Origin of the sequence: Holzapfeliella floricola DSM 23037 = JCM 16512, from assembly GCF_001436605.1 — a bacterium.
Lineage (GTDB): Bacteria > Bacillota > Bacilli > Lactobacillales > Lactobacillaceae > Holzapfeliella > Holzapfeliella floricola.
On the sequence record NZ_AYZL01000010.1, the window covers coordinates 41,556 to 65,136 of the forward strand.

Below are 23,581 nucleotides of genomic sequence, written 5' to 3' on the forward strand. Positions count from 1 at the left end.
TAATCAATAAAAAAGTGATAATATCTTAGCGAAAGTTTACCAAACAAGTAAAAATATGAGAAAATATAATAACGCTTATAAAACAATAAAAAAATCAAAAGATTAGGATGATTAATTCTATGAACTATAATGAAAATATACAAACTATTTTAAAAGAACAAGAAATCACAGAAACTACCGAAATTCAAAGTCGCAGCTATCAATCAATTAAAGACGGTGCATCTGTTATCGGTTTATCTCCAACAGGGACAGGAAAAACTTATGCTTACGGGTTGCCTTTGATTGAAAAAGCCACACCTGGTGATTATCAATCTATTATTATTTTAGAGCCAACTAATGAATTGGCTGTTCAAGTAAGGGATGCACTGCAACCTTTTGCTAAGGCCCAAGGACTTCAGACAATGGCTTTAGTTGGTAGTGGAAATCGTAAGCGACAAATTGAAAACTTGAAAAAGAAAAAGCCTGAAATTGTTATTGCAACTTTAGGTCGCTTGTTTGATATGGTAACTGAAAATAAAATTAAACCTGAAAAAGCAACTGCCTTGGTTCTAGATGAGGCCGATGATTTGTTGGTGCTTGATTCAATTGATATGATTGGATCATTCTCAGATGATATGCCAGAAGACTCACAAATTTTATTATTTGGAGCAACAGATTCGGAAACAACGCGCAACCCAGAGGAAGTGTTTGGGAATGCTTTTATTTTAGTTGACGTTAGACCTGATATTACTAAAAATAATATTCATCATCGCTTTTTAAAAGTCAGCAACGATAACAAGTTAGATGTCTTAACACGACTGTCATCGGTAGATGATTTTTCAGCGATTGTCTTTTTCAGCAGTACTGACTCACTAGAAAGAGTTGCGCAAACTATGTCGCATCGGTCATTAAAATTTGGTGTTTTAGCGAATAAAGAAAATAAAATGCAAAGACAACGCGCTATCTCTGATTTACAAAAAGGTAATATTGATGCTATTTTTGCGACAGACATTGCTTCTAGAGGAATGGACATCAAAAATCTGAAATATGTAGTGAACTATGATTTGCCTAAGACTCAAGAGTCGTATATTCATAGAGCTGGACGAACTGGTCGAATGGATGCAGAAGGTACGGTTATTTCAATGGGAAATAATCATGATTTCCGAGATTTAAAGAAACAGGCTAATTTAGGCGATCAATTGCAAAAAATTTACTTAGTTGGACACCACTTAACAATTGATAAACCTTTTTCTAAACCTAAAAAAGAGCAGGAAGAACAATCTACAAAAGAAAAAAATGCGTATATTGAGGAAACACGTGAGAGTTTAAAAACTAAAGTAGATAAGATTCCAACAGAATCAAAACAGCTCAAGCCAAAGAAAAAAGTTAAGAAAAATCGTAAACGTCAACAAAAAAATAAAGGTTATCATGGCAAGAAAGCCTAGTAGTAATGCCACTCAAAAAAAGCTAGACTTTATCACCAAATATAGTCTTAAATTAGTTGATCATTTAAAGCATTTAAGATGGTTGATAGCACTTAAACAAACGCTTGATGTGTTGATGGTTGTTGCAGTGTTAGGTTCTTTGACCATTTTGCTGCAAAACTTTTCAAACGTATTTTTGAGTTATTTTCACTTGCCTTTTTTGAGAGATTTTTTATCTTGGCTAGGACCAATTAATCAGGCTATGTGGGTTTTAACATTTCCAATTTATAGTTTTTGGTTTATTTTGGTTTGGGGATATTTTTTAGCTTTATTTTACGATAATGATGCAGTACTAGGGTCAATTATCGCTGTATCATCTTACTTATTAGCAAGTGGCTTTTTAGCATTTAATTTTAAAGTGACCTGGCAAAATCTATCTACTGAAAATTTGTTTTTTGCTGTTTTTATAAGCACAATTTTTGTCGTGATTTACAACATGATGACAAGACTGCAGTTTCAACTTAGTATAATGCCGGGTAGGTTTACCTGGTTTTATAAGAAGTTGAGTCATTTAACATCTTTTTTGGTAACGCTGATTGTAATGTTTGTTTATTTTAGAGAGACACCTAAAATCTTGCATCTTAGTTTGAGAAAATTATTTAATGAGCTGCAATTAAATTTAGCTGTAATTAGTCAGAATTTTATTGTGATTTTAGTTATATTGGTGTTGATTCAGCTGTATTGTTATTTTAATTTTCAAGGTAATAACTTAATGATTACTATCGCTGAATTTTTTTATCTAACCTCTCAAAATTTTAATGTTGAAGCAGTTAATTATCATCAATTACCTCAATATTTATTTACGAAATCGACATTAGATGTTTATGTATTTATTGGTGGTGTAGGTAGTACCTTAGCTTTTGTTTTGGGGGTCTTGTTTTTTTCTAAGATACCTGAAATGCGTCGTGTGGCTAAATATTCATTGGCACCAGGTATTTTTAATTTTAATAGTTCAACACTATTTGGTATTCCTATAATCTTGAATAAAAGATATTTTGTGCCATTTATGATAACCCCAATTATTAGTTTAATAACAACTTACCTTGCTTTGTCTTTAAGATGGATTGATCCTATTCAAATTGCATTGCCGAATTTTATCCCCCCATTTTTAAATGGATTTTTAGCAACCAATTTGGATTTGAATTCATTAGCATTAATACTAGTTAATTTTTTAATTTCTTTTATAATTTGGATGAGTTATATAAAAAAAGAAAATGATGACCATAAAAGTGCGATCTGATACTTTTAACTTTTACTTAAAATGGTATAATAAAAAAGTATTGGCCTCGTAGCTCAGCAGGATAGAGCAACTGCCTCCTAAGCAGTAGGTCATCAGTTCAATTCTGATCGGGGTCATCAAAAAATCCGTGCGGTTTAAGCCGCACGGATTTTTTAGTTGAATAAAAAGTAACTGGCAATAATTGCTAAGACTATGAAAATAATTGCTAGTGGAAATAAAACTTTAGCATAATTGAAATGTTTTCGAGTCGCAAAGGCAAAAACAAAACAAAATACACTTAGCGAAATTAAAAAGCTAGTAATCACTAATAGAGGAAATGACCACATTAAAATGCCCATTCTCCATTTTGGAATATTTGAAAACGGGAGCCGTCTGCTGAAATTCCTTCAATGTTCATTTTATCTGACCCTACCATGAAATCAACGTGAGTTTGACTGACATTTAATCCGTTTTTACGAAGTTCAATTGGACTCATTTTAGTTCCATTTTCAATTGAAAATGGATAAGCTGCACCAATCGCAACGTGATTTGAAGCATTTTCATCAAATAAAGTATTGAAGAAGATGATTTTTGATTGTGAAATTGGTGATGAGTAAGGAACTAAAGCAACTTCACCTAGTGATTTAGCGCCATCATCAGTTTGAATGAGATGTTCTAAGGTTTCTTGTCCTTTGTCTGCTGTGATTTCAGTAATTTGACCGTTTTTAAAAGTTACCTTGATTCCTTCAATAAGCTGACCGCTATAAGATAATGGTTTAGTTGAAGCGATAACACCATCAATGTGACGAAAGTCAGGTGCTGTAAAGACTTCTTCAGTCGGCATGTTCGGCATAAATTCTTCGCCGTTACGATTGACCGCACCAGCACTATGCCAAATATGATTCTTAGGAAGACCAATTGTAATATCAGTTATGTCGCTTGTGTAATGGAGCGCAGTAAACTGCTTATCATTTAGGACTTGCCCTTTTTGACGTAGGTTTATTTTGTGTTCTTGCCAAGCTTTGATAGGATTATTAGCATAAATACGTGTGGCTTTAAAAATTTCATCCCACAGTTTATCAACAGCTTCAGTGAGTGAGACATCAGGGAAAACGTGTTTTGCCCAACCTTCACTAGCAGCACCAACGATTGTCCAACTCAAATCGTTATTTTGAGTTGCACGACGGATAGGAAGCATCCCTTTAGTCATAGTTGATTGCATCTGAGCCAGACGATTTTGATCTACATCACTTAGAGCGTCAGGATTATTTGAAATAACAGAAATACGTTTAACCTTTTTATCTAACCATTCATTAATTTGTGCTTCTTGTGAAGAGCTAAAGGTTGTTAATCTTTCTTCATCAGCATGAAGTAAGTTTAAACGGTTTAGGGTTTCATCTTGCCACTTCACAATAACTTCTGAAGCACCTTGTTGATAGGCTTTTTCTGTTAGTAAATAAGCAAATTGACGTTGATTTGTTGCAATTTGCAAAACAATAGTATCACCAGGTTTAACAGCTACACCTGTTTGAATTGTTAAGTCGGCGTATTTGCTTAATAAAGTATCAAAATTTTTAAGTGTCATAAAAAGCTCCTTATTAAAATATAGTACTTTAAGTTTATCATGTTTTTTGGGTGTTATTGTGATTGTTTTTTGCTTATAATGAACTTAAAACTTACAATAAAAAAAGTTGATAATTGATGGAGGTATTTCATTGGGAAATAAAGTAAAAGTGATGACAGTTTTTGGTACAAGACCAGAAGCAATTAAAATGGCACCACTTGTTTTAGAATTAAAAAATAGACCAGAAGAATTTGAAGAAATTACAGTGGTGACGGCACAGCATCGTGAAATGCTAGATCAAGTGCTTGAAATTTTCAAAATAAAACCTGACTACGATTTTAATATTATGAAGGCAGGGCAAACACTAAGTCAAATTACCAGTCGTGTGATGCTAGATCTTGAAAAGGTAATTATTGAAGAACAGCCTGATATTGTGTTGGTTCACGGTGATACGACCACATCATTTGCAGCTAGTTTATCTGCTTTTTATCAGCAAAAAGTACTGGGGCATGTTGAAGCAGGTCTTAGAACTTGGAATAAATACTCACCATTTCCAGAAGAAATGAACCGTCAACTAACTGACGTGTTAACTGATATGTATTTTGCGCCAACATTCAAAAGTAAAGCTAACTTATTGCAAGAAAATCATCCAGAAGAAGACGTATTCGTCACAGGAAATACAGCAATTGATGCATTAAAACAAACAGTTCAACGTGATTATCATCATAGTGTGCTAGACGAAATTGCCGAAGATAAACGCATGATTTTGGTAACTATGCACCGTCGTGAAAATCAAGGTGAACCTATGCGTCGAGTATTTAAAGTCATGAAAGATGTTGTTGATCAACACGATGATGTTGAAATTGTTTATCCAGTTCACTTGAGTCCAGCTGTTCAAAAAGTTGCTCAAGAAGTATTGGGTAATGATGATCGTATTCACTTGATTCAACCGCTTGATGTCGTCGATTTTCATAATCTAGCCAAAAGAAGTTATTTTATCATGACAGATTCTGGTGGGGTTCAAGAAGAAGCACCTTCTCTTCAAAAACCCGTTTTAGTTTTACGTGATACAACAGAACGTCCAGAAGGTGTTGATGCAGGTACGTTAAAACTTGTTGGAACAAACGAAACGGAAGTTAAATCTGCAATGATGACTTTATTAAATGACACAGAAATTTATCAAGCAATGGCTGAAGCTCAAAACCCATATGGCGATGGAACTGCTTCAAAACGTATTGCTGATGCAATTACTTATCATTTCAATAAAGAGACAATTGAACGTCCAGAAGATTTTAAAGCCTAACAAAAAAGCAATCAACTTAAGTTGATTGCTTTTTTACTTGTGGTTAGCTTCATAGAAGTTAACCGCTTTTTCAGTAAATTGTTCAATATTTTCAATATCTTCTAAGTCAGGTGCTAAATTAATTTTTAGACTTTCAGCAGCTTGAATACCACCGATTTTCAAAAAGGCTTTAGTAAAGTCGTCAACGGTAATGCAGTAAGCATCTTCGTAGAAAACATCACCTGAACCTGCGACCGCAAAGATTTTATCGGTTAAATCAATTTCAAGTAAATCTTCGTAAAAGTCTAAGGCTTCATCAGGTAATTCGCCTTCACCATAAGAATAAGGGACCATAAATGCAATATCATATTCAGAAAATTCATTCACATCACTAAATGTAATATCAGACATATCAGTTTGGATACCCATGTCTTGAAGTTTTTCATCGATAATAGAAGCAACTTCTTCATTATTACCGGTCATGCTAGCATAGACAATTTTAGCAGTTGTCAAAGTAAAATCCTCCTTTTTGTAGTCAAAATAGCTGGGGATAGACAAGTTCATTATAACAGAATATCGGCTTAATTAACTGATAATTATGATAGGTTTTGGTACAGGTATTTTTTTACTGAACAAAAAACGTTATAATAATTGTGATATGATTCAATATAGTAAAGATTAAAATATAAAGGAGTTTTATTTTGATTACATTAAAATCACGTCGAGAATTAGAAGGAATGGCTAAATCTGGACAATTACTAGCACAAACACACTTAGGAATCAAAAAATTAATTAAACCTGGTATTTCATTGTATGAAATCGAAGAATTTGCGGACAATTTTATTACTGAAAATGGTGGTGTTCCATCTGAAAAAGGGTTTGAAGGGTACAAGTACGCAACTTGTGTCAGTGTAAACGATGAAATTGCTCATGCAACACCTCGTAAAGATGTTTTTCTAAAAGAAGGGGACGTTGTCTCTGTTGATATGACAATCAACCTTGATGGTTATGAAAGTGATTCATGCTGGACATATGCTGTTGGTAAAATTTCAAAAGAAGATCAAGATTTAATGGATATTGCACACAAAGCACTTTATCTTGGAATTGACCAAGCACAAGTAGGAAACCGCATTGGCGACATTGGTCATGTCATTGAACAATTTACCGAAGTTGAAAACAACTATGGTGACGTTCGTGAATTAATTGGTCACGGTATTCAACCAACTATGCATGAAGAACCAGAAGTTCCTCACTTTGGTAAAAAGGGTCGCGGTTTACGTCTAAAAGAAGGTATGACAATTACAATCGAACCAATGATTACACAAGGTTCATGGGAAATGGTAAGTCGTGTTGTTGATGATCCAGATGACGATTGGGTATACTACGTTACAGAAGATGGTTCAAAATGTGCACAATATGAACACACAATCGCAATTACAGCAGACGGTCCTAAGATTTTAACTTCACAAGATCCAGAATTTGATAAAAATTATTTATTTAAATAATGAAAAAAGAATTTTACGGGTATCGAAAAGAACACTTAACACATCAAAAGCCAAAAAAGCGCCCACCTATTAAACGTGGTGTTAAAAAACCGAAGCATTCTCGTATTAGTTACTTGTTTAATACGTTATCAGAAGTGCTGGCTAGTGGTGAAATTAATCAAAATGCGATTGTGATTGCTTATTTTGCCTTATTTTCATTATTTCCATTATTATTGTTAGCAGCATATACGTTAAGCTTGTTTAATATTAACGCCACAGTCGAACCAATCGTTGAATATATTAGTCTAATTCTACCAAATGAAGTAGTTCCTTATATAAACCCAATTATTAAGCAAGTGATTCAACCACCAAGTGGTGGGTTTCTATCATTTGGGATTGTGGTTGCTTTATGGGCGTTTAGTGGATTGATTGATTCGATTAAAGTTGCTTTGAATAAAGTTTATCGTGTTCAAGATGTTGTTAAAGAACAGTCATTTTGGGTTTCTATTGTGAATAGGATTGTGTCATTTGCTTTAACAGCGACATTAATTTTAGGGTTAGTTTTAATTTTATTTACGTTGATTTTTGGTCAACAAATTTTAGAATTACTGGCGCCTATTTTTAACTTTTCAATGGCTCCAATTTATCAGATAAGCAGTTATCGTTGGCCGATTATTATCGTTATCTTAGGGATAATTGTTGGTTATCTTTATTACTTTTTACCCAATATTTCAATCAAAAAGCGCAGTATTTGGCCTGGCGTATTTTTGACAATTATTGGCTGGGGTATTTTATCTCAAGGGTTTAGTTTTTACTTGGAGCATTTTAGTCGAAGTTTAACCAACTACGGTATCATTGGAACATTTATTATTTTTATGTTGTGGTTAAACTTTAGTGCATTAGTGTTTTTAGTGGGGGCAGTATTGAACTCAACCATTGATCATACACTACACGGTAATGTCGATTATAAGTCGAGCCGTGTAATTGAATTATTTAAGAATAAAAAAACAAAATAAGGCGGTATCTTATGAAGAAAGTAAGAAAAGCGGTTATTCCTGCTGCCGGTTTAGGAACAAGATTTCTACCAGCAACCAAAGCAATTGCCAAAGAAATGATGCCAATTGTGGACAAACCAACTATTCAGTTTATTGTTGAAGAAGCAAAGGCTTCCGGTATTGAAGATATTTTGATTGTGACAGGGAAAACCAAGCGTCCAATCGAAGATCATTTTGATTCAGCTCCTGAATTAGAGTTGACACTTGAAAAAGATCATAAGACTGATCTTTTGAAAGTTGTAACTGATGTGACAACACTAGGAGTTAATATTTACTTTACTAGACAACCTCACCCAAAAGGATTAGGGGATGCGATTTACCGTGCCAAGTCATTTATTGCTGATGAACCTTTTGTTGTTTTATTAGGTGATGATTTGATGACAGACCATACACCGTTAACTAAGCAACTGATTGACTGCTACAATGAAACACATGCGGCAACAATTGCAGTTATGAAAGTTCCTCACGAAGAAGTGAGCAAGTATGGTGTGATTGAACCAGATGTTCAATCAAGACCAGGACTATTCAACGTTAAATCTTTTGTAGAAAAACCAAAAGTAGAAGAAGCACCATCAGATCTTGCGATTATTGGCCGTTACTTATTAACACCTGAAATTTTCAATATATTAGAAAATCAAAAACCAGGACGTGGTAATGAAATTCAATTAACAGATGCAATTGACACAATGAACAAAACCCAACGCGTTTTTGCACACGTTTTTGAAGGACAACGCTTTGATGTAGGTAACAAGTTTGGTTATCTGCAAACATCTATAACTTATGGATTAACTCATCCAGAAACAAAAGATGAATTACGTCAATATATTAAAAATTTAGCAAAAGAACTTGAAGCTGAAGATAAGAAAAATTAGACTAATATAAGTTTGTTTTGCTCCAGACGAAGACCATAAATGATATGTTCGTTTTGGTCTAAATCACAAACTTTAATGATTGCATTTTTATCAACAAAATGAATAAGCAACTTTTCAATTTCAGATTTTTTAAGAGGTTGATGAGTTGCTTCTTTTGTATAAAAAACACAAATCTTTTTAGTATAATCAATCGATGTGATTGGGAGAATAATTTCATCGCTTTTGAAATATAGACTAAAGTACGTTGCTAAGTCTTGTATGAATTGTAAAAAATCGATAATACGCATAAGTTTATCTCCTTAATAAATAAATAATGGAGGGTTGAATAATGATACCTTTTTATAAGTTAAGTATACCAGAACGGCGAAAATGGTTAGTTGATCACCAGTTAATATCACAAGTTCAAAGCGAACAATATGCTAAAGACTATAGCCTGACACATACGCAATTAAGTCATTTTAGTGAAAATGTCATTAGTCAGTTAGCTTTTCCACTGGGCGTTTTAAAAGAGATAAAAGTTAATAATAATAGCTATATGGTGCCTATGACAACAGAAGAGCCTTCTGTTGTTGCAGCAGCTAATCATGGAGCAAAGCTAATGCTAAAAAATGGGATAACTGCAACAAGTTATCGAACGGGTATTTATGGTCAAGTTGTGTTAGATGGTGTTAGCTTGCAACAAACAAGTCAAATTGATAACGACTTGAACCAAGCAAAGAAAGATTTGATGACACAATTTTCTAGTTTGGTTAATTATGGTGGAGGTATTGAAACCATTGAGTTGATTACTGAAAATAAACCATTTTTAGAAATCAGATTCAAAGTCAATCCAGCTCAAGCCATGGGAGCTAACAAAGCTAACGCAATTTTAGAAGCATATTCTCAGCGGTTGAAAACACAATTTGGTTTGGATAGTGAGTTTGCAATTTTAAGTAATGCACCAGCTCAATTTGTTACTGCAAAAGCTATGATTGATTTTGAGACGCTTACTAAAGGCAGTATATCAGGAGAGAAAATTGCACATAAAATTGCTAGAATGAGTGATTTTGCTCAAGTGAATAATTACCGTGCAGTTACACACAATAAAGGGATTATGAATGGCGTAGATGCTGTTTTACTGGCAACAGGAAATGACTTTAGAGCAGTCGAAGCAAGTGTTCACATGCACGCTGCGTCTACAGGTTACTATAGTGCTTTAAGTCAGTGGCAAGTAATTAATCAACAACTTGTAGGTCAGATAACATTACCAATGCCAATCGGTGTAGTTGGAGGGTCAATTAGCAGTCGTCAACTTATCAAAAATAATTATGACTTAATGGCCAATCCATCAGCTGAACAACTTAGCGAAATAATTGCCGGTGTTGGCTTAGCTAATAATTTAGCTGCACTATATGCCTTGACTACAGACGGCATTCAAAAAGGCCATATGAAGTTACAACTGCAGAATATGTTATTGAGTTTGGGAGCTTCTGAGTCTCAAATACCAAAGCTAATTGAAAAAATGCAACAAGATAAAAATTATCAGCAAGATTACGCTAAGCAATTACTGAAAGAAATGAGGAACTGAAATGACAGCAGTAGGAATTGATCAAATCGGAGTTTATACGCCAGCACAATATATAGAAACAACTGAATTAGCTAAAAGACGACAAGTTGATCCAAATAAATTTACGATTGGAATTGGGCAAGATCAAATGGCGGTTCCTAATCCAACAACTGATATTGTGTCGATGGGAGCAAATGCCGCACGAGTATTTTTATCAAAAGTTGATACTAGTAAAATAGGTTTATTAATTGTTGGAACTGAAAGCGGCATTGACCAATCAAAAGCCTCTGCTTTATTTATCAAGTCAATTTTAAATTTACCTAATGAAATGCGAGCGTTTGAAATAAAAGAAGCTTGTTTTGGTGCTACAGCTGGTATTATGACAGCACAAGACTACGTCAAGTCTCACCCTGGAAAAACTGCTCTAGTCATTGCCTCAGATATTTCCCGTTATGGTCTTAATAGTGGTGGTGAAGTGACTCAGGGTGCGGGGGCTGTTGCAATGTTAATTAGCGAGCATCCACGTATTCTTGAATTTTTGCCGCAATCTGCTTCATACAGTGATGATGTCAATGATTTCTGGCGTCCAAACTATAGTGCCACAGCCTTTGTGGATGGAAAATATTCTACAGAGAAATATCTGGAGTTTTTCACGCATACTTTCAATGATTACTTAAAACAAACCAACTTAAAAGTTGCGGATTTTGAAGCATTAACATATCATTTGCCATTTACAAAAATGGGAATTAAAGCACAACGTTTGGCAGTAGAGGGGCAAAGTGATAAAACACAAACGAGATTATCACGTCATTTTGAAGAAAGCGCTAAATATTGTCGTCAAATTGGTAATCTTTATACTGGTTCATTGTACTTAAGTTTGGTAAGCTTATTACACCATAAGAACTTAAAATCGGGTGATTTGATTGGTTTGTACAGTTATGGTTCGGGTTCTGTAGCAGAGTTTTTTGCAGGACATTTAGTAAATGGTTATCAAAATCAATTATCAGCCAATCAAATGGCTGATTTTATAACATCGCGTCAACTATTATCAATTGATGAGTATGAAGCCATTTACACTGAATGTGGCAAAATCCGAACAGACGATTATGAGCTAATGCCTGAAGCGGTAGTTTCTGATGGAGAAGTTTATTTTGCAGGAGTCAAAGATCATTTAAGACAGTATAAAGTTAAAGGAGCTTAATTATGATGTTTATGTTTTACGGGATGCGTCCAGAAGAAAAAGAATACGTCATTTCTTGGAGTCAACAAAACAATGTTCAAGTTAAAACAACAGCTGAATTACTAACAGCAGATACCGTTGAACAAGCACAAGGTGCTGATGGCATTGTCGCTTTACAAACTCAAGCCTATCCAAAAGAAGTATTTGATAAAATGAGTCAAATGGGAATTAAAAGTTTATCATTGAGAAACGTTGGAACTGATAATGTTGATAAAGAAGCAGCTAAAGCTAATAACATCCGCATTTCTAATGTTCCTGCTTATTCACCTAATGCCATTGCAGAATTTGCTGTTTCAAGTATGATGCAATTATTGAGACAAACTCGAAAAGTTATTCAATATGTCGAAGACGGTGAATTGAAAGAAGCGGTTGCTCTAGTTGGAAAAGAACTCTCTGCTCAAACGATTGGAGTTGTTGGGACAGGTCGTATTGGTAAACGTGTTGTTGATATCTTACAAGGTATGGGAGCAAAAGTTGTTGCTTATGATCCTGCTTTCCATCAGCCAGGTATTGACTATGTTGATGATTTAAATGACTTGTTGAAACAATCTGATGTTTTGACACTTCATTTGCCAGGGATGCCCGCAACTGAACATCTAATCAACGAAAAGAATATCAGTTTAATGAAACCAAGTGCGTACTTAGTCAATGCTGCTAGAGGAATGATTGTTGAAACACGTGCTTTAATTAATGCTTTAAAAGAGAGGCGTTTAGCCGGTGCAGCTTTAGATACTTTTGAAAACGAAGATGAATTGGGTAAAGCTATGGCACAGGGGCACGACAATCAAGATTCTGATTATCAAACACTTAAATCAATGGATAATGTGATTTTAACTCCCCATATTGCTTACCATACTGATATTGCTGTTCATAATATGGTACATCAATCACTAGATAGTGCTTATCAATTTTCACAAGGTCAAAATCCAGAAAACGAAGTTAAATTTTAAACAAACAAAAAAGCTTTCAGATAATTCTGAAAGCTTTTTCTTATTTCTTAACTAATTTAACAACTGCTTCCACTTTAGGTGTTTGTGGGAACATGTCAATAGATTGGATGAATTCCACTTTATATTCACGAGTTAATGTGATGAGGTCTTTAGCTAGTGTTGAAGCGTTACATGAGATGTAAACAAATTTTTGAGGTTTAACTTTCAAGATGGCTTGTAAAACATTTTGTGATAATCCACTACGAGGAGGGTCAACAATCAAGCTGTTAAAGAAGGTTCCACGTTTAACCATATGTGGTAAAATGGCCTCAGCTTTACCAGTTTGGTAACTAACATTATCTAATTTATTTAGTTCAACATTATAGTTAGCATCTTTAACGGCATCTTTGATAATTTCCATTCCATAAACACGCTTAACTTTATCAGCAGCACTAATTCCCAGTGTTCCAACCCCACTATAAGCATCAACCAGTACATCGTCTTCGTTTAAATCAAGTGCTTGCAAGGCATGATCATAGAGAACTTCGGTTTGTGGAGGGTTTAGCTGGAAGAAAGCTTGAGGCGATAAAATAAATTCTTTATCTTTAATTTTTTCGGTAATTGTACGTCTGCCTTCTAGTAGCTTTGTCTCTCTTCCCCAAATCAGTGAAGTATCTTGATCATTAATATTTTGCATAACTGAGACGACATTAGGTAGTTTAGCAACTTTATCAGCTAATTTATCTAGGCCTTTAATCTTTTCTTGTGAGGTGATAAAGGTCACTTGAATTTCTTTAGTTGCATAAGAATTTCTAACGGCTAAGGTTTTGATTCCTGGTTTTTTGTTGCGAGGGTTAAAAATAAAAATAGAAAGTTCTTCAATTAATTTAACTATTTTACGAATGGTATCTTGCGATAATTCACTTTGAGTTGGCATAAAAGGAAGGTCAACCAAATCATGTGAATTTGATTGATAAAGGCCAGCTATAACTTTTCCTTTTTCAAAGCCCAGCTGGTACTGTGCTTTAGTACGATAATGCCATTCTTGTTTTGAACCAATTGTGGGTCTAAGGTCGTAATTGGTATAATCTTGAGGACTATATTTTTCAAGAGCTTGACGAAAAACATCTCGTTTAAAGTCAAGTTGGCTTGCGTAGTTTAAATGGGCAAGCTCAAGACCACCGACAGCCGGATTAACTCCCTTTGGAAACGACACACGGTTAGGGCTTTTTTCTTTAACACGAATTAATTCACCACGAAGGTAATTACGTTGTTCTTCTGTAATTTCAACGATAACAACTTCATCTGTGATGGCTTGAGGAACAAAAATAATTTTTTTCTTATAAAAGCCGATTCCTTCACCATTGATTCCCATTCGTTTAATGGTAATCATTGCTTCTTTACCAACTAAGGTATTATTATTTTTAATAGTTTTCATAATTCACCTAAAACTTTCTTTTCTACAATAGACTATTTTTATATTGTCGGATTAAAGTTAACGAAAGGACAAACACTTATGCCAACCATTACCAAAATCTCAACACAAAAACGACCTGGATATTATAACATTTTTTTAGATGAAAGTTATGCCTTTTCTGTAACTGAACAGGTTTTAATTCAATTTGAATTAGCAAAAGATAAAGAATTAACCAAAGAACAAGTTGAAACAATAAAATCAGCTCAAGTTTACTCAAAAGCAGAGCAAGCAGCACTGAATTTTTTAAGTTATAAAATGCGAAGTGTTGCAGAAATCGAGCAATATTTAGCAAAAAAAGCCTATACAGAAGACGTCAGTCAACAAGTTGTGACACGATTACAAGAAATGGGTTACTTAAATGATGAACTGTATGTAAAAGCTTTTATTACCGAAAGCTTACGTCTGAAAAAAGATGGCCCCTATAAGATTACGCAAAAGCTCAACCAAAAAGGGGTGAGCTCAGAAATTTGTGATCAACAATTAGTTGAGGTGAACTTTGAAGATTGGGAACAAGTGGCAATGCGAACAATCTCAAGTTTATTGCGTCAAACTGAAAAACAATCTGTTCGCCAAATTGAGACTAAGATTAGGCAAAAATTGATGGCACGAGGGTTTACGGGCGACATTATTGCAAAGCTGATGCAAAGAATAGAAGTTAAAAGTAGTGAAAGTGATCAGTTAAGTGCGTTGACAAGTCAAGGGATTAAAGCTTATAAAAAATTTCGTCGCTATCCAGAGTCTGAACGTAACCAAAAAATCAAACGGTTGCTAGTGACGAAAGGATTCACGTTTGAACAAGTCGACCAGTTTATAGCGGGTGAAGTCATTGATTTAAACGAACTTGCACAATATTAACTGTCGTCATTTGAGCTGTTATTTGATATACTTAAACTGTTAAAATAACTTTGAAAGATGGGATGAACATGCAGCTTCCTAAGGAAGGTGACTATATTGCAATTCAAAGTTATAAACATGATGGGAGTTTTCACCGAACATGGCGAGACACAATGGTACTTAAAACCAGTGAACATTCAATTATTGGCTGTAACGACCATACGCTAGTGACTGAATCTGATGGTCGGCGTTGGGTAACTCGCGAGCCTGCATTGGTTTATTTTCATAAGCATTACTGGTTTAACATTGTGGCAATGATTCGTGATACAGGTGTTGCTTATTATTGTAATTTGGCTAGTCCATTTGTTTTAGATAAAGAAGCCCTAAAATATATAGATTATGACCTGGATATCAAGATTTTTCCAGATGGCGAAAAGCGTTTACTAGACGTTGATGAGTATGCAGCACATGCTGAAAAATGGAACTATCCTGAAGAGATAGACCGTATTTTACGTCATAGTACACACGAGCTAATTGACTGGATTAATGAACAAAAAGGTCCTTTTTCAAAAGACTATGTGGATATTTGGTATAAGCGTTATCATGAATTAGTACCAAAAAACAATAAAAAGTCACGTAACTCAAAGAATAAGATATAGTCGCTAGGGGCACCTGTTCGGTGCCTTTTTTGCGTTAAAAATAAAAATAGATAAGGATGTTATATGTCATTATGAAAAATCAAAATCAGCAAAAGGTATTGGTAACTGTAATTGTTGCTGTGCTTATTATTTTCTTTGCTTTCTTTGGTACAAACAAAGATAAAAATCAAAATCAGCAAAATCAGCAAAACTCTAGTTTGCAATCTTCAAGTAAACAAAGTAGTTCTAAGCAATCCTCAAGTAGTTCTTCAGAGTCACAAAATGCAAACAGTCAGTATCAGACCCAACAATCTGCTTCAACTACTCAAAAAGCGCAAGAACTGGCGCAATTATCTTATAATGGCACACAAATTATTGCTGTTGATGATAATAATCCAGGGTTCACAGCGGATGAACTTGGCCAAAAACCATTTCAGTATTATGCACCATTAGACAATTTAAAACGTGCAACATACGCAACAGCCATGCTACATAAATCATTGATGCCAACCGAACAAAGAGAACGTTTGACGGTTAATCCAACCGGTTACATTAACAAACGAATTACAATCAACGGTAAAGAAGGCTGGTTATATAACCGTGCTCACTTGATTGGGTACCAATTTACGGGACAAAATAATAATTTGAATAACTTAATGACAGGAACGCGTTCGCTTAATGATCCAGGGATGACTTTCTACGAGAATAAAATGGCACAATATTTAAGATCAACAGGGCACCATATCTTATACTATGTTCAACCCGTTTATCGTGGTGATGAAAAAGTAGCACGCGGAATGTGGATGCGTGCTGAATCAGTTGAAGACAAAGAGATTCAATTTAATATTTATATTTTTAACGTTCAAGAAGGTTACACGATTGATTATCAAACGGGTGCTTTGAAGAACTAATTAAAAAGGAGTTTTAACAAATGGAAAAACAACAACAAAAACAATTAAAATTTATTGGTAAAGTATCAATGCCCTCAATGATTGAAGCAAATGGCAGTTTTTATAGTCAATTTCAAGAGCTAGAAGATAGCCAAGTACTGAATCAATTAGATGAAAACAACCAACTACCCAAAAACCGATCAAGTTTAGTTGTATTTGGTCCGGAAAACTATATGTACTGGCAAGGACTTGTTTATGAAGGAGAGTTAGCTGAATTACCTAAAGGGTTAATGAGTTATGACTTACCTGAATCAACAGTGGCCACAATGAGTCAAGAAATTTCTGGTTATCAATTCCATACGCCACTAAACTTTGAAGTGAATCAAGCTTTTGCAAGCGCAAAAAAAGCAGGTATTGAAATACCTGCTAATCTTGGATTAAGTGAACAGCCTTATCTTTTACAACGTTATGTGGGGGATGCAAGTAACGCCTTAACTAAGTTGACTTCAATTTATTTAAGTAATGTGATTGATAACGTTAATGATTAGGCGAGTCAACGGATAAGTGATCATACTCAACATATGCACCTAGAGCTGTTGAAAAGAACATGATAATTAAAAAGTATCCAGCAAGTTGATTCATAATAATACTTTTATCAATGAGTACGCGAATCAAGATTGTAGCAATACCACTTAAGACGATATCTAGGAGCAAATTAGCAATTTTAAATTTAAGACGTCTTTGAATGCTGAAAAAGCGGACGAATTGTTTTAAAAATGGTTGCCTAATTTGATCGCCAATCAAATCAAGTGGTCGTTGAATAGTTGCCTTCATAGCGTATAAGATAAACCCACCAGTTAATGCGCCGATTAAGGTTCTGAAAATATCGTCAGCATGTAAGACTAAGGCGTTATAAGCAGTCGCAATTAAAGCTAAACTGCAAATGTAAGGTATAAACAGTAATAATAAAAAGACAAAAAATACGCGGTATTTCTTCATATGTCGACATCCTTTTTGTTGTGATTTACTTAATCGTACCTTTTTTCAATAAAAAGGTAAATGGAATTATTTAGCTAGACCCATCGTGTGTTTTAATGATGTGATATAATATAAATTAATATAATTTTTTTATTTTGAAAGAGAGTGAAGTTTGAATATGAGTGGTGACCCGGGGAGTTTTAGTTCGTTATTAATTCAATTAGCCCTGATCGTTGTTTTAACAATAATTAATGCCTTTTTTGCGGCAGCAGAAATGGCAATTGTCTCTGTTAATCGGAACAAGATGGAAACTGAGGCAGAAGAGGGCAGTCGATCAGCTAAAAAAATATTGGTAGTAATGAATGAATCAACCGACTATCTTGCAACAATACAAGTTGCAATTACTTTTGCTGGATTTTTCTCATCAGCGACAGCTGCTGACAGTTTAGTTCAGTACATTGAACCGTTTTTTGGCGGGTTAAGTTGGGGAAACAATATTTCAGTTATTTTAATCACAATTGCTATTTCTTATGTATCATTAGTTTTTGGTGAGTTGTTTCCTAAACAAATTGCGATTGCAAGACCAGAAGCCGTATGTAAGGCAACAATTGGGTTCGTTAAAGTATTTGGATTTGTTTTAAAGCCATTTGTGTGGTTAATTTCCGCATCAACCGGTTTGTTGATGAAAGTCGTACCTATTGACTTCACACAAAAAGATGAAAGAATGTCACGTGATGAGATGCAAACACTGATTGAAAACTCACGTAAAAATGGTGTTATTGGTTTAGATGAATATCACATGTTAGAAGGAATTATTTCTTTTAACGATAAAATGGCACGTGAAGTTATGGTACCTAGAACGGATTCGTTCATGATTGATATTGATGATGGTACAGAGGCTAATCTTGATGCAATTATGAAGCAACCGTTTTCAAGAATTCCAGTTTACCAAGATGATAAAGATAAAATTGTAGGTATTATTCATATTAAGACTATCTTGAAGATGGCTAAAGAAGTAGGATTTGAAAACTTAAAGATTGAAGATGCTATGGCAGAACCAATGTTTGTACCTGAAACTGTTACTATTGATGAGCTACTGCTTGAAATGCAAAAAACGCAAATGCAAATGGCAATCTTGCTTGATGAGTACGGTGGAGTTGTCGGACTAGCTACAATAGAAGATTTACTGGAAGAGATTGTTGGAGACATTGATGATGAAACGGATCGTCAAGAAACGCTCTTTACTAAGATGTCTGATACACAATACGTTTTAGCAGGTAAGATGCCCATTTATGATTTTAATGAACAGTTTGATACCGATATTGAAGCCAATGATGTTGATACGATCGCGGGTTACGTTATTACTGAATTAGGTATGATTCCATCTAACGGTGAACATCATAAAGTTTTATTAGATAATGGTATGAAGTTAACAACTGGTAAAGTAAAAGGGTCGCGTCTTGAAAATCTGACATTAGATATTCCAAAGGAATTACTAGAAAAAAATGAGTCAGATAATGAAGAAGATAAAGATTAAAATTGACATCGACTTTGGTCGATGTCTTTGTGTGTAACAAAGAATATGATAAGGATGAAAAATTTGGATAATTTACAGCAACAAGTTAATAGAAGAAGAACATTTGCCATTATTTCTCACCCCGATGCAGGGAAAACAACAATTACTGAACAATTACTACTGCAAGGTGGTGTTATTCGTAAGGCTGGGACTGTTAAAGCCAAGAAATCTGGAAGCTTTGCAACCAGTGACTGGATGGAAATTGAAAAACAACGTGGGATTAGTGTCACGAGTTCTGTTTTACAATTTGATTATGAAGGTAAACACGTTAATATCTTAGACACGCCAGGACATGAGGACTTTTCAGAAGATACTTATCGGACATTGATGGCCGTTGACGCTGCGGTAATGGTTATTGATTCAGCCAAGGGTATTGAACCACAAACCAAAAAATTATTTAAAGTTGTTAAACAACGTGGTATTCCCATTTTTACATTCATTAATAAGTTAGACCGTGACGGTCGTGAACCGCTTGACTTAATTACTGAACTAGAAGAATTGTTGAATATCGAAGGTTACCCAATGAATTGGCCAATTGGAATGGGTAAAGGACTGCGTGGTTTATATGATATTGGTGAAAATCATGTTGAACTTTATCGTCCAGAAGAAGGACAAAATCGTTTCTTGAAACTAGATAGCGATGGTGAATTAGAAGGTAATCAACCATTAAAAGAAGAATCAATCTATCAACAAACCATGGAAGATGTTTCATTATTACTTGAGGCCGGTAACCAATTTAATGAAGAAAAAGTACTAGACGGAAAGCAAACACCAGTATTTTTTGGTTCAGCTTTAACAAACTTTGGTGTTGAAAGTTTCTTAAATCAATTCTTACAGTATGCGCCAGCTCCTGAAAGTTCAGAAGTTAATAATGGTGAAAAAACAATTGCTGCAAGTGATGAAACATTTTCAGGATTTGTTTTTAAGATTCAGGCTAACATGAATCCAGCTCACCGTGACCGAATTGCTTTTGTACGTATCAAATCCGGTGAGTTCCGTAAAGGAATGGACATTACATTAGCAAGAACCGGTCAAAAAATCCGTTTGAATAATGCAACTGAATTCATGTCAAGTGAACGGGAACAAGTTGAAACTTCTGTCGCAGGTGATATCGTTGGATTGTATGATACAGGTAATTTTCAAATTGGTGATAGTATTTATTCTGGTAAGGATAAAATTGAATATCCTGAATTACCAGAGTTTACGCCTGAATTATTTATGCAAGTAACTTCAAAGAATGTGATGAAACAAAAATCATTCCATAAAGGAATGAAACAACTAGTTCAAGAAGGTGCGGTACAGCTCTATCGTAATTATCAAACCAATGAATATATTCTAGGTGCGGTCGGACAGTTGCAGTTTGAAGTGTTCTCATACCGTATGAAGAACGAATATAATTCTGAAGTGGTGATGACACCAATTGGTTCAAGAACAGCTCGCTGGATCAATCCAGAACAACTTGACACTAGCATGTCATCTTCGCGTAACTTATTGGTTAAAGATAAATTTGATCAACCGCTATTCTTATTTGAAAACGATTTTGCGATGCGTTGGTTCCATGGTAAATATCCAGATGTTGAACTTGAAGCGGGATTCAATGAAAAAGAAGTTTAAAAAACTTAATACCTCAAAAAAGGGTTGATCATGGTGTGGAACACAAATACTTAGAATATTTTTGTTTTACAAATCCAAATAAAAAGACACTAGCAATTATGCTAGTGTCTTTTTTGTCTGTCTGTTTTATTTTGTTGAGGTAATATTAATTTGCTTTTGTGACTTTGATTTCGTCATTTTCAACACGTGCTTCAAGTTGTTTGTCTTGAGGGTGTTCTAAGTAGTAGTCGGCTACTTTGTCTTCAATCATTTCTTGAATAACACGACGTAATGGACGTGCACCCATAGCAGGGTTATAACCTAGATCAACTAATTTTTCTTTAGCTGGTTCGGTAACATGAATAGAAAGACCTTTGTCTTTAATCATTTCATTAGTATCATCAATCATTAGGCTCACAATACTAATAAGACTTTCTTTTGGTAAACGCTTGAATTCAACAATATCATCAAATCTGTTTAAGAATTCGGGTTGGAAGTAGTCGGTTAAGCGATTTACAACTGAATGATTGTCATCGTTCATAGTAGCACTGAATCCAACGCTAGCTTCTTGAACAGCTTGCCCGGCATTAGAAGTCATAATGATAATCGTGTCTTTAAATGAAACAGTACGTCCTTGTGAGTCTGTTAGACGACCATCATCTAGAATTTGTAAGAACATGTGCAAGACATCAGGGTGAGCTTTTTCAATTTCGTCTAACAGAATTAAGCTATATGGGTTACGACGAACTTTTTCAGTCAATTGACCAGCTTCTTCATAACCAACATATCCAGGTGCTGAACCGATTAGTTTTGAAACAGCTTGTTTTTCCATATATTCAGACATATCAAATCGAATCATTGAATCTCTTGTGCCAAATAACTGCTTAGCAAGTTGTTTGGCAAGTTCTGTTTTACCAACACCAGTTGGTCCAACAAACATAAAGGAACCGATAGGGCGACCAGATTTATTAAAGCCAACACGGTTACGGCGAATAGCACGAGCTACTTCAGAAACAGCCTTATCTTGACCAATAACATGTTCTTTTAGGTCGCCCGCAAGATGAATGAGTTGAGATTGTTCTTGCTCTTTTAAATCACCAACAGGAATGTTTGTTTTTTCTTCGATGATTTTTTCAATGATTTTTTCAGAAATAACAGGCATCTTATCAGGATCTTCAGAGTTACTTTCATTCATTTTTTGATATTTTTCAATTTGATCACGGTAATAGGCTGCTTTTTCATAATCTTCTTGTTTAAGTGCATCTTGTTTCAACTTTTCAGCTTCATCAATACGTTTTTTGAGTGTTTGCGTATCAACTGCAGGAATGGTTAGGTTCATGCGAGATCCGGCTTCATCAAGCAAGTCGATTGCTTTGTCAGGTAAGAAACGATCTTGAATGTAGCGATTTGATAAATTAGCTGCTGATGTAATTGCTTTTTCGTCGTATTTCACATGGTGGTAATCTTCATATTTCTTTTGAAGTCCTTGCAAAATTTTAATTGTTTCATCAACACTAGGTTCTTTCACTTGAATAGGTTGGAAACGACGAGCAAGAGCGGCATCTTTTTCAATTGTGCGGTACTCGCTAAAAGTTGTCGCACCGACTAATTGAATTTCACCGCGGGCAAGAGCAGGTTTTAAGACATTACCAGCATCCATACCACCATCAGCATTACCTGCGCCAACAATTTCGTGGATTTCATCAATGAATAAGATAATATCGGAATCTTGTTTTAATTCATCCATTAATTGTTGCATCCGTTGCTCAAACTGACCTCGCATACTAGTTCCTTGAACTAGAGAAACAACGTCCAAACGAACGACTTTTCGGTTTTGTAGCTTAGAAGGAACAGCACCGTCAGCAATTTGTTGTGCAAGGCCTTCAACAACTGCAGTTTTACCGACACCCGCTTCACCGATCAGAACAGGATTATTTTTAGTTCTACGGTTTAAAACTTCGATAACACGAGCGACTTCTTTATCACGACCGATAACAGGATCGATTTTGCCTTTTCTAGCTAGATCAGTTAAGTTAACTCCAAATTGACCAAGTAAAGTATTATCTTCTGGATTTTGATTTTGTTGTTTTTGTTTTGAGTTATTAGAATTACTTTGACCAAGTTGTGCGAATAAATCATCAAAGTTTGAGAATCCAAAAATGTTATCGTCATTATTTTGACTTGAATTAGAGAATTCACTATTAGACTGTTGTTTTTTGAGTTTTTGGTAGCAGTTTTGACATAAATTCAATTCTTGACGACTACCGTTAACACTTGTATAAAGATGGATTGTGGCATCATTATGATGACAATTTTGACAAACCATATAAATTCACACCTTTCTGCAAAAATTTGAAAGTTATAATAGACTTTCAAAAGGAATATGTTCATTATACTTTTGGCACTCTTATATTTCAAGTGCTAAAAGTAATTTACTTACTAAAAATAATTAACACGAGTTAAATCGGTCTATAATGGGAATATACTTATTGTTATTTAATCTAAAAGATGATAATCTTTAATTGTAGGAGAAGACTGCATTCTTCAGTCCATTTTTATTTAAAAGGAGATAGATAGACATGGAAAAACGCGACTATCACATTACATCCGAAACCGGAATTCATGCACGCCCAGCTACTTTATTAGTACAAACTGCTAGTAAATTTGATGCCAAATCTACTTTAGCATATCAAGGTAAAAGTGTTGATTTGAAATCAATCATGGGCGTAATGTCTTTAGGTGTTGGACAAGGTTCAGATGTTTCTGTTAGTGTTGACGGCGATGACGCTGCAGCAGCTTTAGATGCAATTGATGAAACCATGAAAAAAGAAGGCCTTGTTTAAGCTCAGATAACTTAATATTTGGATTATTTTTAGTATCAATATCTTTATTGATGCTTTTTTTGTAATCTTTTTCACATACCAACTTACAAAAAGTTAGT

General features: G+C 34.7%; 22 protein-coding genes and 1 tRNA gene. 17 read left to right on the forward strand and 6 right to left on the reverse strand.

Annotation, left to right across the window (positions count from 1 at the left end; translation table 11 throughout):
* Window positions 1–119 precede the first annotated feature (119 nt).
* From FC86_RS01900 to FC86_RS01910, 3 genes are all read left to right on the forward strand, one after another.
* Window positions 120–1,424 carry a DEAD/DEAH box helicase gene (locus FC86_RS01900; RefSeq protein WP_056974340.1) on the forward strand — a complete coding sequence of 435 codons (1,305 nt, stop codon included), beginning with the start codon at window positions 120–122 and terminating at the stop codon, window positions 1,422–1,424.
* Window positions 1,408–2,703 (forward strand): PTS transporter subunit EIIC, encoded by a 1,296-nt coding sequence (locus FC86_RS01905; RefSeq protein WP_056974341.1) that lies wholly within the window; start codon window positions 1,408–1,410, stop codon window positions 2,701–2,703. The genes FC86_RS01900 and FC86_RS01905 overlap by 17 nt, the downstream gene beginning before the upstream one ends.
* Before the next feature lie 42 nt (window positions 2,704–2,745).
* Window positions 2,746–2,819 (forward strand) — tRNA-Arg (locus tag FC86_RS01910).
* 209 nt (window positions 2,820–3,028) lie between these two features.
* On the opposite strand, the gene FC86_RS01915 is transcribed toward FC86_RS01910, so the two are convergent.
* Window positions 3,029–4,267 (reverse strand): aminopeptidase, encoded by a 1,239-nt coding sequence (locus FC86_RS01915; RefSeq protein ID WP_056974342.1) that lies wholly within the window; start codon window positions 4,265–4,267, stop codon window positions 3,029–3,031.
* 151 nt (window positions 4,268–4,418) lie between these two features.
* On the opposite strand from FC86_RS01915, the gene wecB reads away from it, so the two are divergent.
* Window positions 4,419–5,549, forward strand: coding sequence for a non-hydrolyzing UDP-N-acetylglucosamine 2-epimerase (gene wecB, locus FC86_RS01920; RefSeq protein WP_056974406.1), 1,131 nt, complete (start codon window positions 4,419–4,421; stop codon window positions 5,547–5,549).
* A 33-nt stretch (window positions 5,550–5,582) separates the two neighbouring features.
* On the opposite strand, the gene FC86_RS01925 is transcribed toward wecB, so the two are convergent.
* Window positions 5,583–6,041: a flavodoxin gene (locus tag FC86_RS01925; RefSeq protein ID WP_082618824.1), complete on the reverse strand. Its 459-nt coding sequence runs from the start codon at window positions 6,039–6,041 to the stop codon at window positions 5,583–5,585.
* A gap of 188 nt (window positions 6,042–6,229) precedes the next feature.
* On the opposite strand from FC86_RS01925, the gene map reads away from it, so the two are divergent.
* The 3 genes from map to galU are packed head-to-tail and all read left to right on the forward strand — an operon-like array spanning window position 6,230 to window position 8,939.
* A complete protein-coding gene (map, locus tag FC86_RS01930; RefSeq protein ID WP_056974344.1) occupies window positions 6,230–7,033 on the forward strand; it encodes a type I methionyl aminopeptidase in 804 nt (267 codons plus the stop codon).
* Entirely contained in the window at window positions 7,033–8,028 is a 996-nt protein-coding gene (locus FC86_RS01935; protein WP_056974345.1) for a YihY/virulence factor BrkB family protein, read from the forward strand. Before map ends, FC86_RS01935 begins: the two co-directional genes overlap by 1 nt.
* Before the next feature lie 11 nt (window positions 8,029–8,039).
* The gene (galU, locus tag FC86_RS01940) at window positions 8,040–8,939 is read left to right on the forward strand and encodes a UTP--glucose-1-phosphate uridylyltransferase GalU (RefSeq protein ID WP_056974346.1); all 900 of its coding nucleotides are present in this window, start codon (window positions 8,040–8,042) and stop codon (window positions 8,937–8,939) included.
* Here galU and FC86_RS01945 read toward each other — a convergent pair.
* Entirely contained in the window at window positions 8,936–9,226 is a 291-nt protein-coding gene (locus tag FC86_RS01945; protein ID WP_056974347.1) for a hypothetical protein, read from the reverse strand. The genes galU and FC86_RS01945 overlap by 4 nt on opposite strands.
* A 41-nt stretch (window positions 9,227–9,267) precedes the next feature.
* On the opposite strand from FC86_RS01945, the gene FC86_RS01950 reads away from it, so the two are divergent.
* Genes FC86_RS01950 through FC86_RS01960 form a run of 3 tightly spaced genes read left to right on the forward strand, consistent with a single transcriptional unit; the run spans window position 9,268 to window position 12,675 of the window.
* Window positions 9,268–10,506 (forward strand): hydroxymethylglutaryl-CoA reductase, degradative, encoded by a 1,239-nt coding sequence (locus FC86_RS01950; RefSeq protein WP_082618825.1) that lies wholly within the window; start codon window positions 9,268–9,270, stop codon window positions 10,504–10,506.
* 1 nt (window position 10,507) lies between these two features.
* On the forward strand, window positions 10,508–11,686 hold the full coding sequence (locus tag FC86_RS01955; RefSeq protein ID WP_056974348.1) for a hydroxymethylglutaryl-CoA synthase: 1,179 nt from the start codon (window positions 10,508–10,510) through the stop codon (window positions 11,684–11,686).
* A 2-nt stretch (window positions 11,687–11,688) separates the two neighbouring features.
* On the forward strand, window positions 11,689–12,675 hold the full coding sequence (locus FC86_RS01960; protein WP_056974349.1) for a D-2-hydroxyacid dehydrogenase: 987 nt from the start codon (window positions 11,689–11,691) through the stop codon (window positions 12,673–12,675).
* A gap of 40 nt (window positions 12,676–12,715) precedes the next feature.
* Here the strand turns inward: FC86_RS01960 and rlmD are convergent, their stop codons facing one another.
* On the reverse strand, window positions 12,716–14,092 hold the full coding sequence (rlmD, locus tag FC86_RS01965) for a 23S rRNA (uracil(1939)-C(5))-methyltransferase RlmD (RefSeq protein WP_056974350.1): 1,377 nt from the start codon (window positions 14,090–14,092) through the stop codon (window positions 12,716–12,718).
* A gap of 78 nt (window positions 14,093–14,170) precedes the next feature.
* On the opposite strand from rlmD, the gene recX reads away from it, so the two are divergent.
* From recX to FC86_RS01985, 4 genes are all read left to right on the forward strand, one after another.
* Window positions 14,171–14,986, forward strand: a complete 816-nt coding sequence (recX, locus tag FC86_RS01970) for a recombination regulator RecX (protein ID WP_056974351.1) — start codon at window positions 14,171–14,173, stop codon at window positions 14,984–14,986.
* 68 nt (window positions 14,987–15,054) lie between these two features.
* Window positions 15,055–15,624 (forward strand): nucleoside tri-diphosphate phosphatase, encoded by a 570-nt coding sequence (gene ntdP, locus FC86_RS01975; protein WP_082618826.1) that lies wholly within the window; start codon window positions 15,055–15,057, stop codon window positions 15,622–15,624.
* Window positions 15,625–15,695: 71 nt separating this feature from the next.
* Window positions 15,696–16,514, forward strand: a complete 819-nt coding sequence (locus tag FC86_RS01980) for a DNA/RNA non-specific endonuclease (RefSeq protein WP_056974353.1) — start codon at window positions 15,696–15,698, stop codon at window positions 16,512–16,514.
* 20 nt (window positions 16,515–16,534) lie between these two features.
* Complete coding sequence (locus FC86_RS01985) at window positions 16,535–17,041, forward strand: hypothetical protein (protein WP_056974354.1); 507 nt, start codon at window positions 16,535–16,537, stop codon at window positions 17,039–17,041.
* Here FC86_RS01985 and FC86_RS01990 read toward each other — a convergent pair.
* Entirely contained in the window at window positions 17,031–17,492 is a 462-nt protein-coding gene (locus FC86_RS01990) for a hypothetical protein (protein WP_056974355.1), read from the reverse strand. The genes FC86_RS01985 and FC86_RS01990 overlap by 11 nt on opposite strands.
* A 157-nt stretch (window positions 17,493–17,649) precedes the next feature.
* Here FC86_RS01990 and FC86_RS01995 point away from each other — a divergent pair, with 157 nt between their 5' ends.
* Window positions 17,650–19,008, forward strand: a complete 1,359-nt coding sequence (locus tag FC86_RS01995) for a hemolysin family protein (protein ID WP_056974408.1) — start codon at window positions 17,650–17,652, stop codon at window positions 19,006–19,008.
* Window positions 19,009–19,071: 63 nt separating this feature from the next.
* Window positions 19,072–20,661, forward strand: coding sequence for a peptide chain release factor 3 (locus FC86_RS02000; RefSeq protein WP_056974356.1), 1,590 nt, complete (start codon window positions 19,072–19,074; stop codon window positions 20,659–20,661).
* A gap of 145 nt (window positions 20,662–20,806) precedes the next feature.
* Here the strand turns inward: FC86_RS02000 and FC86_RS02005 are convergent, their stop codons facing one another.
* A complete protein-coding gene (locus FC86_RS02005) occupies window positions 20,807–22,966 on the reverse strand; it encodes an ATP-dependent Clp protease ATP-binding subunit (protein ID WP_056974357.1) in 2,160 nt (719 codons plus the stop codon).
* 253 nt (window positions 22,967–23,219) lie between these two features.
* Between FC86_RS02005 and FC86_RS02010 the strand changes: the two genes are divergently transcribed.
* A complete protein-coding gene (locus FC86_RS02010) occupies window positions 23,220–23,483 on the forward strand; it encodes a phosphocarrier protein HPr (protein WP_056974358.1) in 264 nt (87 codons plus the stop codon).
* Window positions 23,484–23,581: the final 98 nt, after the last annotated feature.

Excerpts from the sequence above, each read along its gene's own strand:
- FC86_RS01900 (WP_056974340.1), top strand. The coding sequence starts at position 120 with ATGAACTATAATGAAAATATACAAACTATTTTAAAAGAACAAGAAATC.
- FC86_RS01905 (WP_056974341.1), top strand. The coding sequence starts at position 1,408 with ATGGCAAGAAAGCCTAGTAGTAATGCCACTCAAAAAAAGCTAGACTTT.
- FC86_RS01915 (WP_056974342.1), bottom strand. The coding sequence starts at position 4,267 with ATGACACTTAAAAATTTTGATACTTTATTAAGCAAATACGCCGACTTA.
- wecB (WP_056974406.1), top strand. The coding sequence starts at position 4,419 with ATGACAGTTTTTGGTACAAGACCAGAAGCAATTAAAATGGCACCACTT.
- FC86_RS01935 (WP_056974345.1), top strand. The coding sequence starts at position 7,033 with ATGAAAAAAGAATTTTACGGGTATCGAAAAGAACACTTAACACATCAA.
- galU (WP_056974346.1), top strand. The coding sequence starts at position 8,040 with ATGAAGAAAGTAAGAAAAGCGGTTATTCCTGCTGCCGGTTTAGGAACA.
- FC86_RS01945 (WP_056974347.1), bottom strand. The coding sequence starts at position 9,226 with ATGCGTATTATCGATTTTTTACAATTCATACAAGACTTAGCAACGTAC.
- FC86_RS01950 (WP_082618825.1), top strand. The coding sequence starts at position 9,268 with ATGATACCTTTTTATAAGTTAAGTATACCAGAACGGCGAAAATGGTTA.
- FC86_RS01955 (WP_056974348.1), top strand. The coding sequence starts at position 10,508 with ATGACAGCAGTAGGAATTGATCAAATCGGAGTTTATACGCCAGCACAA.
- FC86_RS01960 (WP_056974349.1), top strand. The coding sequence starts at position 11,689 with ATGATGTTTATGTTTTACGGGATGCGTCCAGAAGAAAAAGAATACGTC.
- rlmD (WP_056974350.1), bottom strand. The coding sequence starts at position 14,092 with ATGAAAACTATTAAAAATAATAATACCTTAGTTGGTAAAGAAGCAATG.
- recX (WP_056974351.1), top strand. The coding sequence starts at position 14,171 with ATGCCAACCATTACCAAAATCTCAACACAAAAACGACCTGGATATTAT.
- ntdP (WP_082618826.1), top strand. The coding sequence starts at position 15,055 with ATGCAGCTTCCTAAGGAAGGTGACTATATTGCAATTCAAAGTTATAAA.
- FC86_RS01980 (WP_056974353.1), top strand. The coding sequence starts at position 15,696 with ATGAAAAATCAAAATCAGCAAAAGGTATTGGTAACTGTAATTGTTGCT.
- FC86_RS01985 (WP_056974354.1), top strand. The coding sequence starts at position 16,535 with ATGGAAAAACAACAACAAAAACAATTAAAATTTATTGGTAAAGTATCA.
- FC86_RS01990 (WP_056974355.1), bottom strand. The coding sequence starts at position 17,492 with ATGAAGAAATACCGCGTATTTTTTGTCTTTTTATTATTACTGTTTATA.
- FC86_RS01995 (WP_056974408.1), top strand. The coding sequence starts at position 17,650 with ATGAGTGGTGACCCGGGGAGTTTTAGTTCGTTATTAATTCAATTAGCC.
- FC86_RS02005 (WP_056974357.1), bottom strand. The coding sequence starts at position 22,966 with ATGGTTTGTCAAAATTGTCATCATAATGATGCCACAATCCATCTTTAT.
- FC86_RS02010 (WP_056974358.1), top strand. The coding sequence starts at position 23,220 with ATGGAAAAACGCGACTATCACATTACATCCGAAACCGGAATTCATGCA.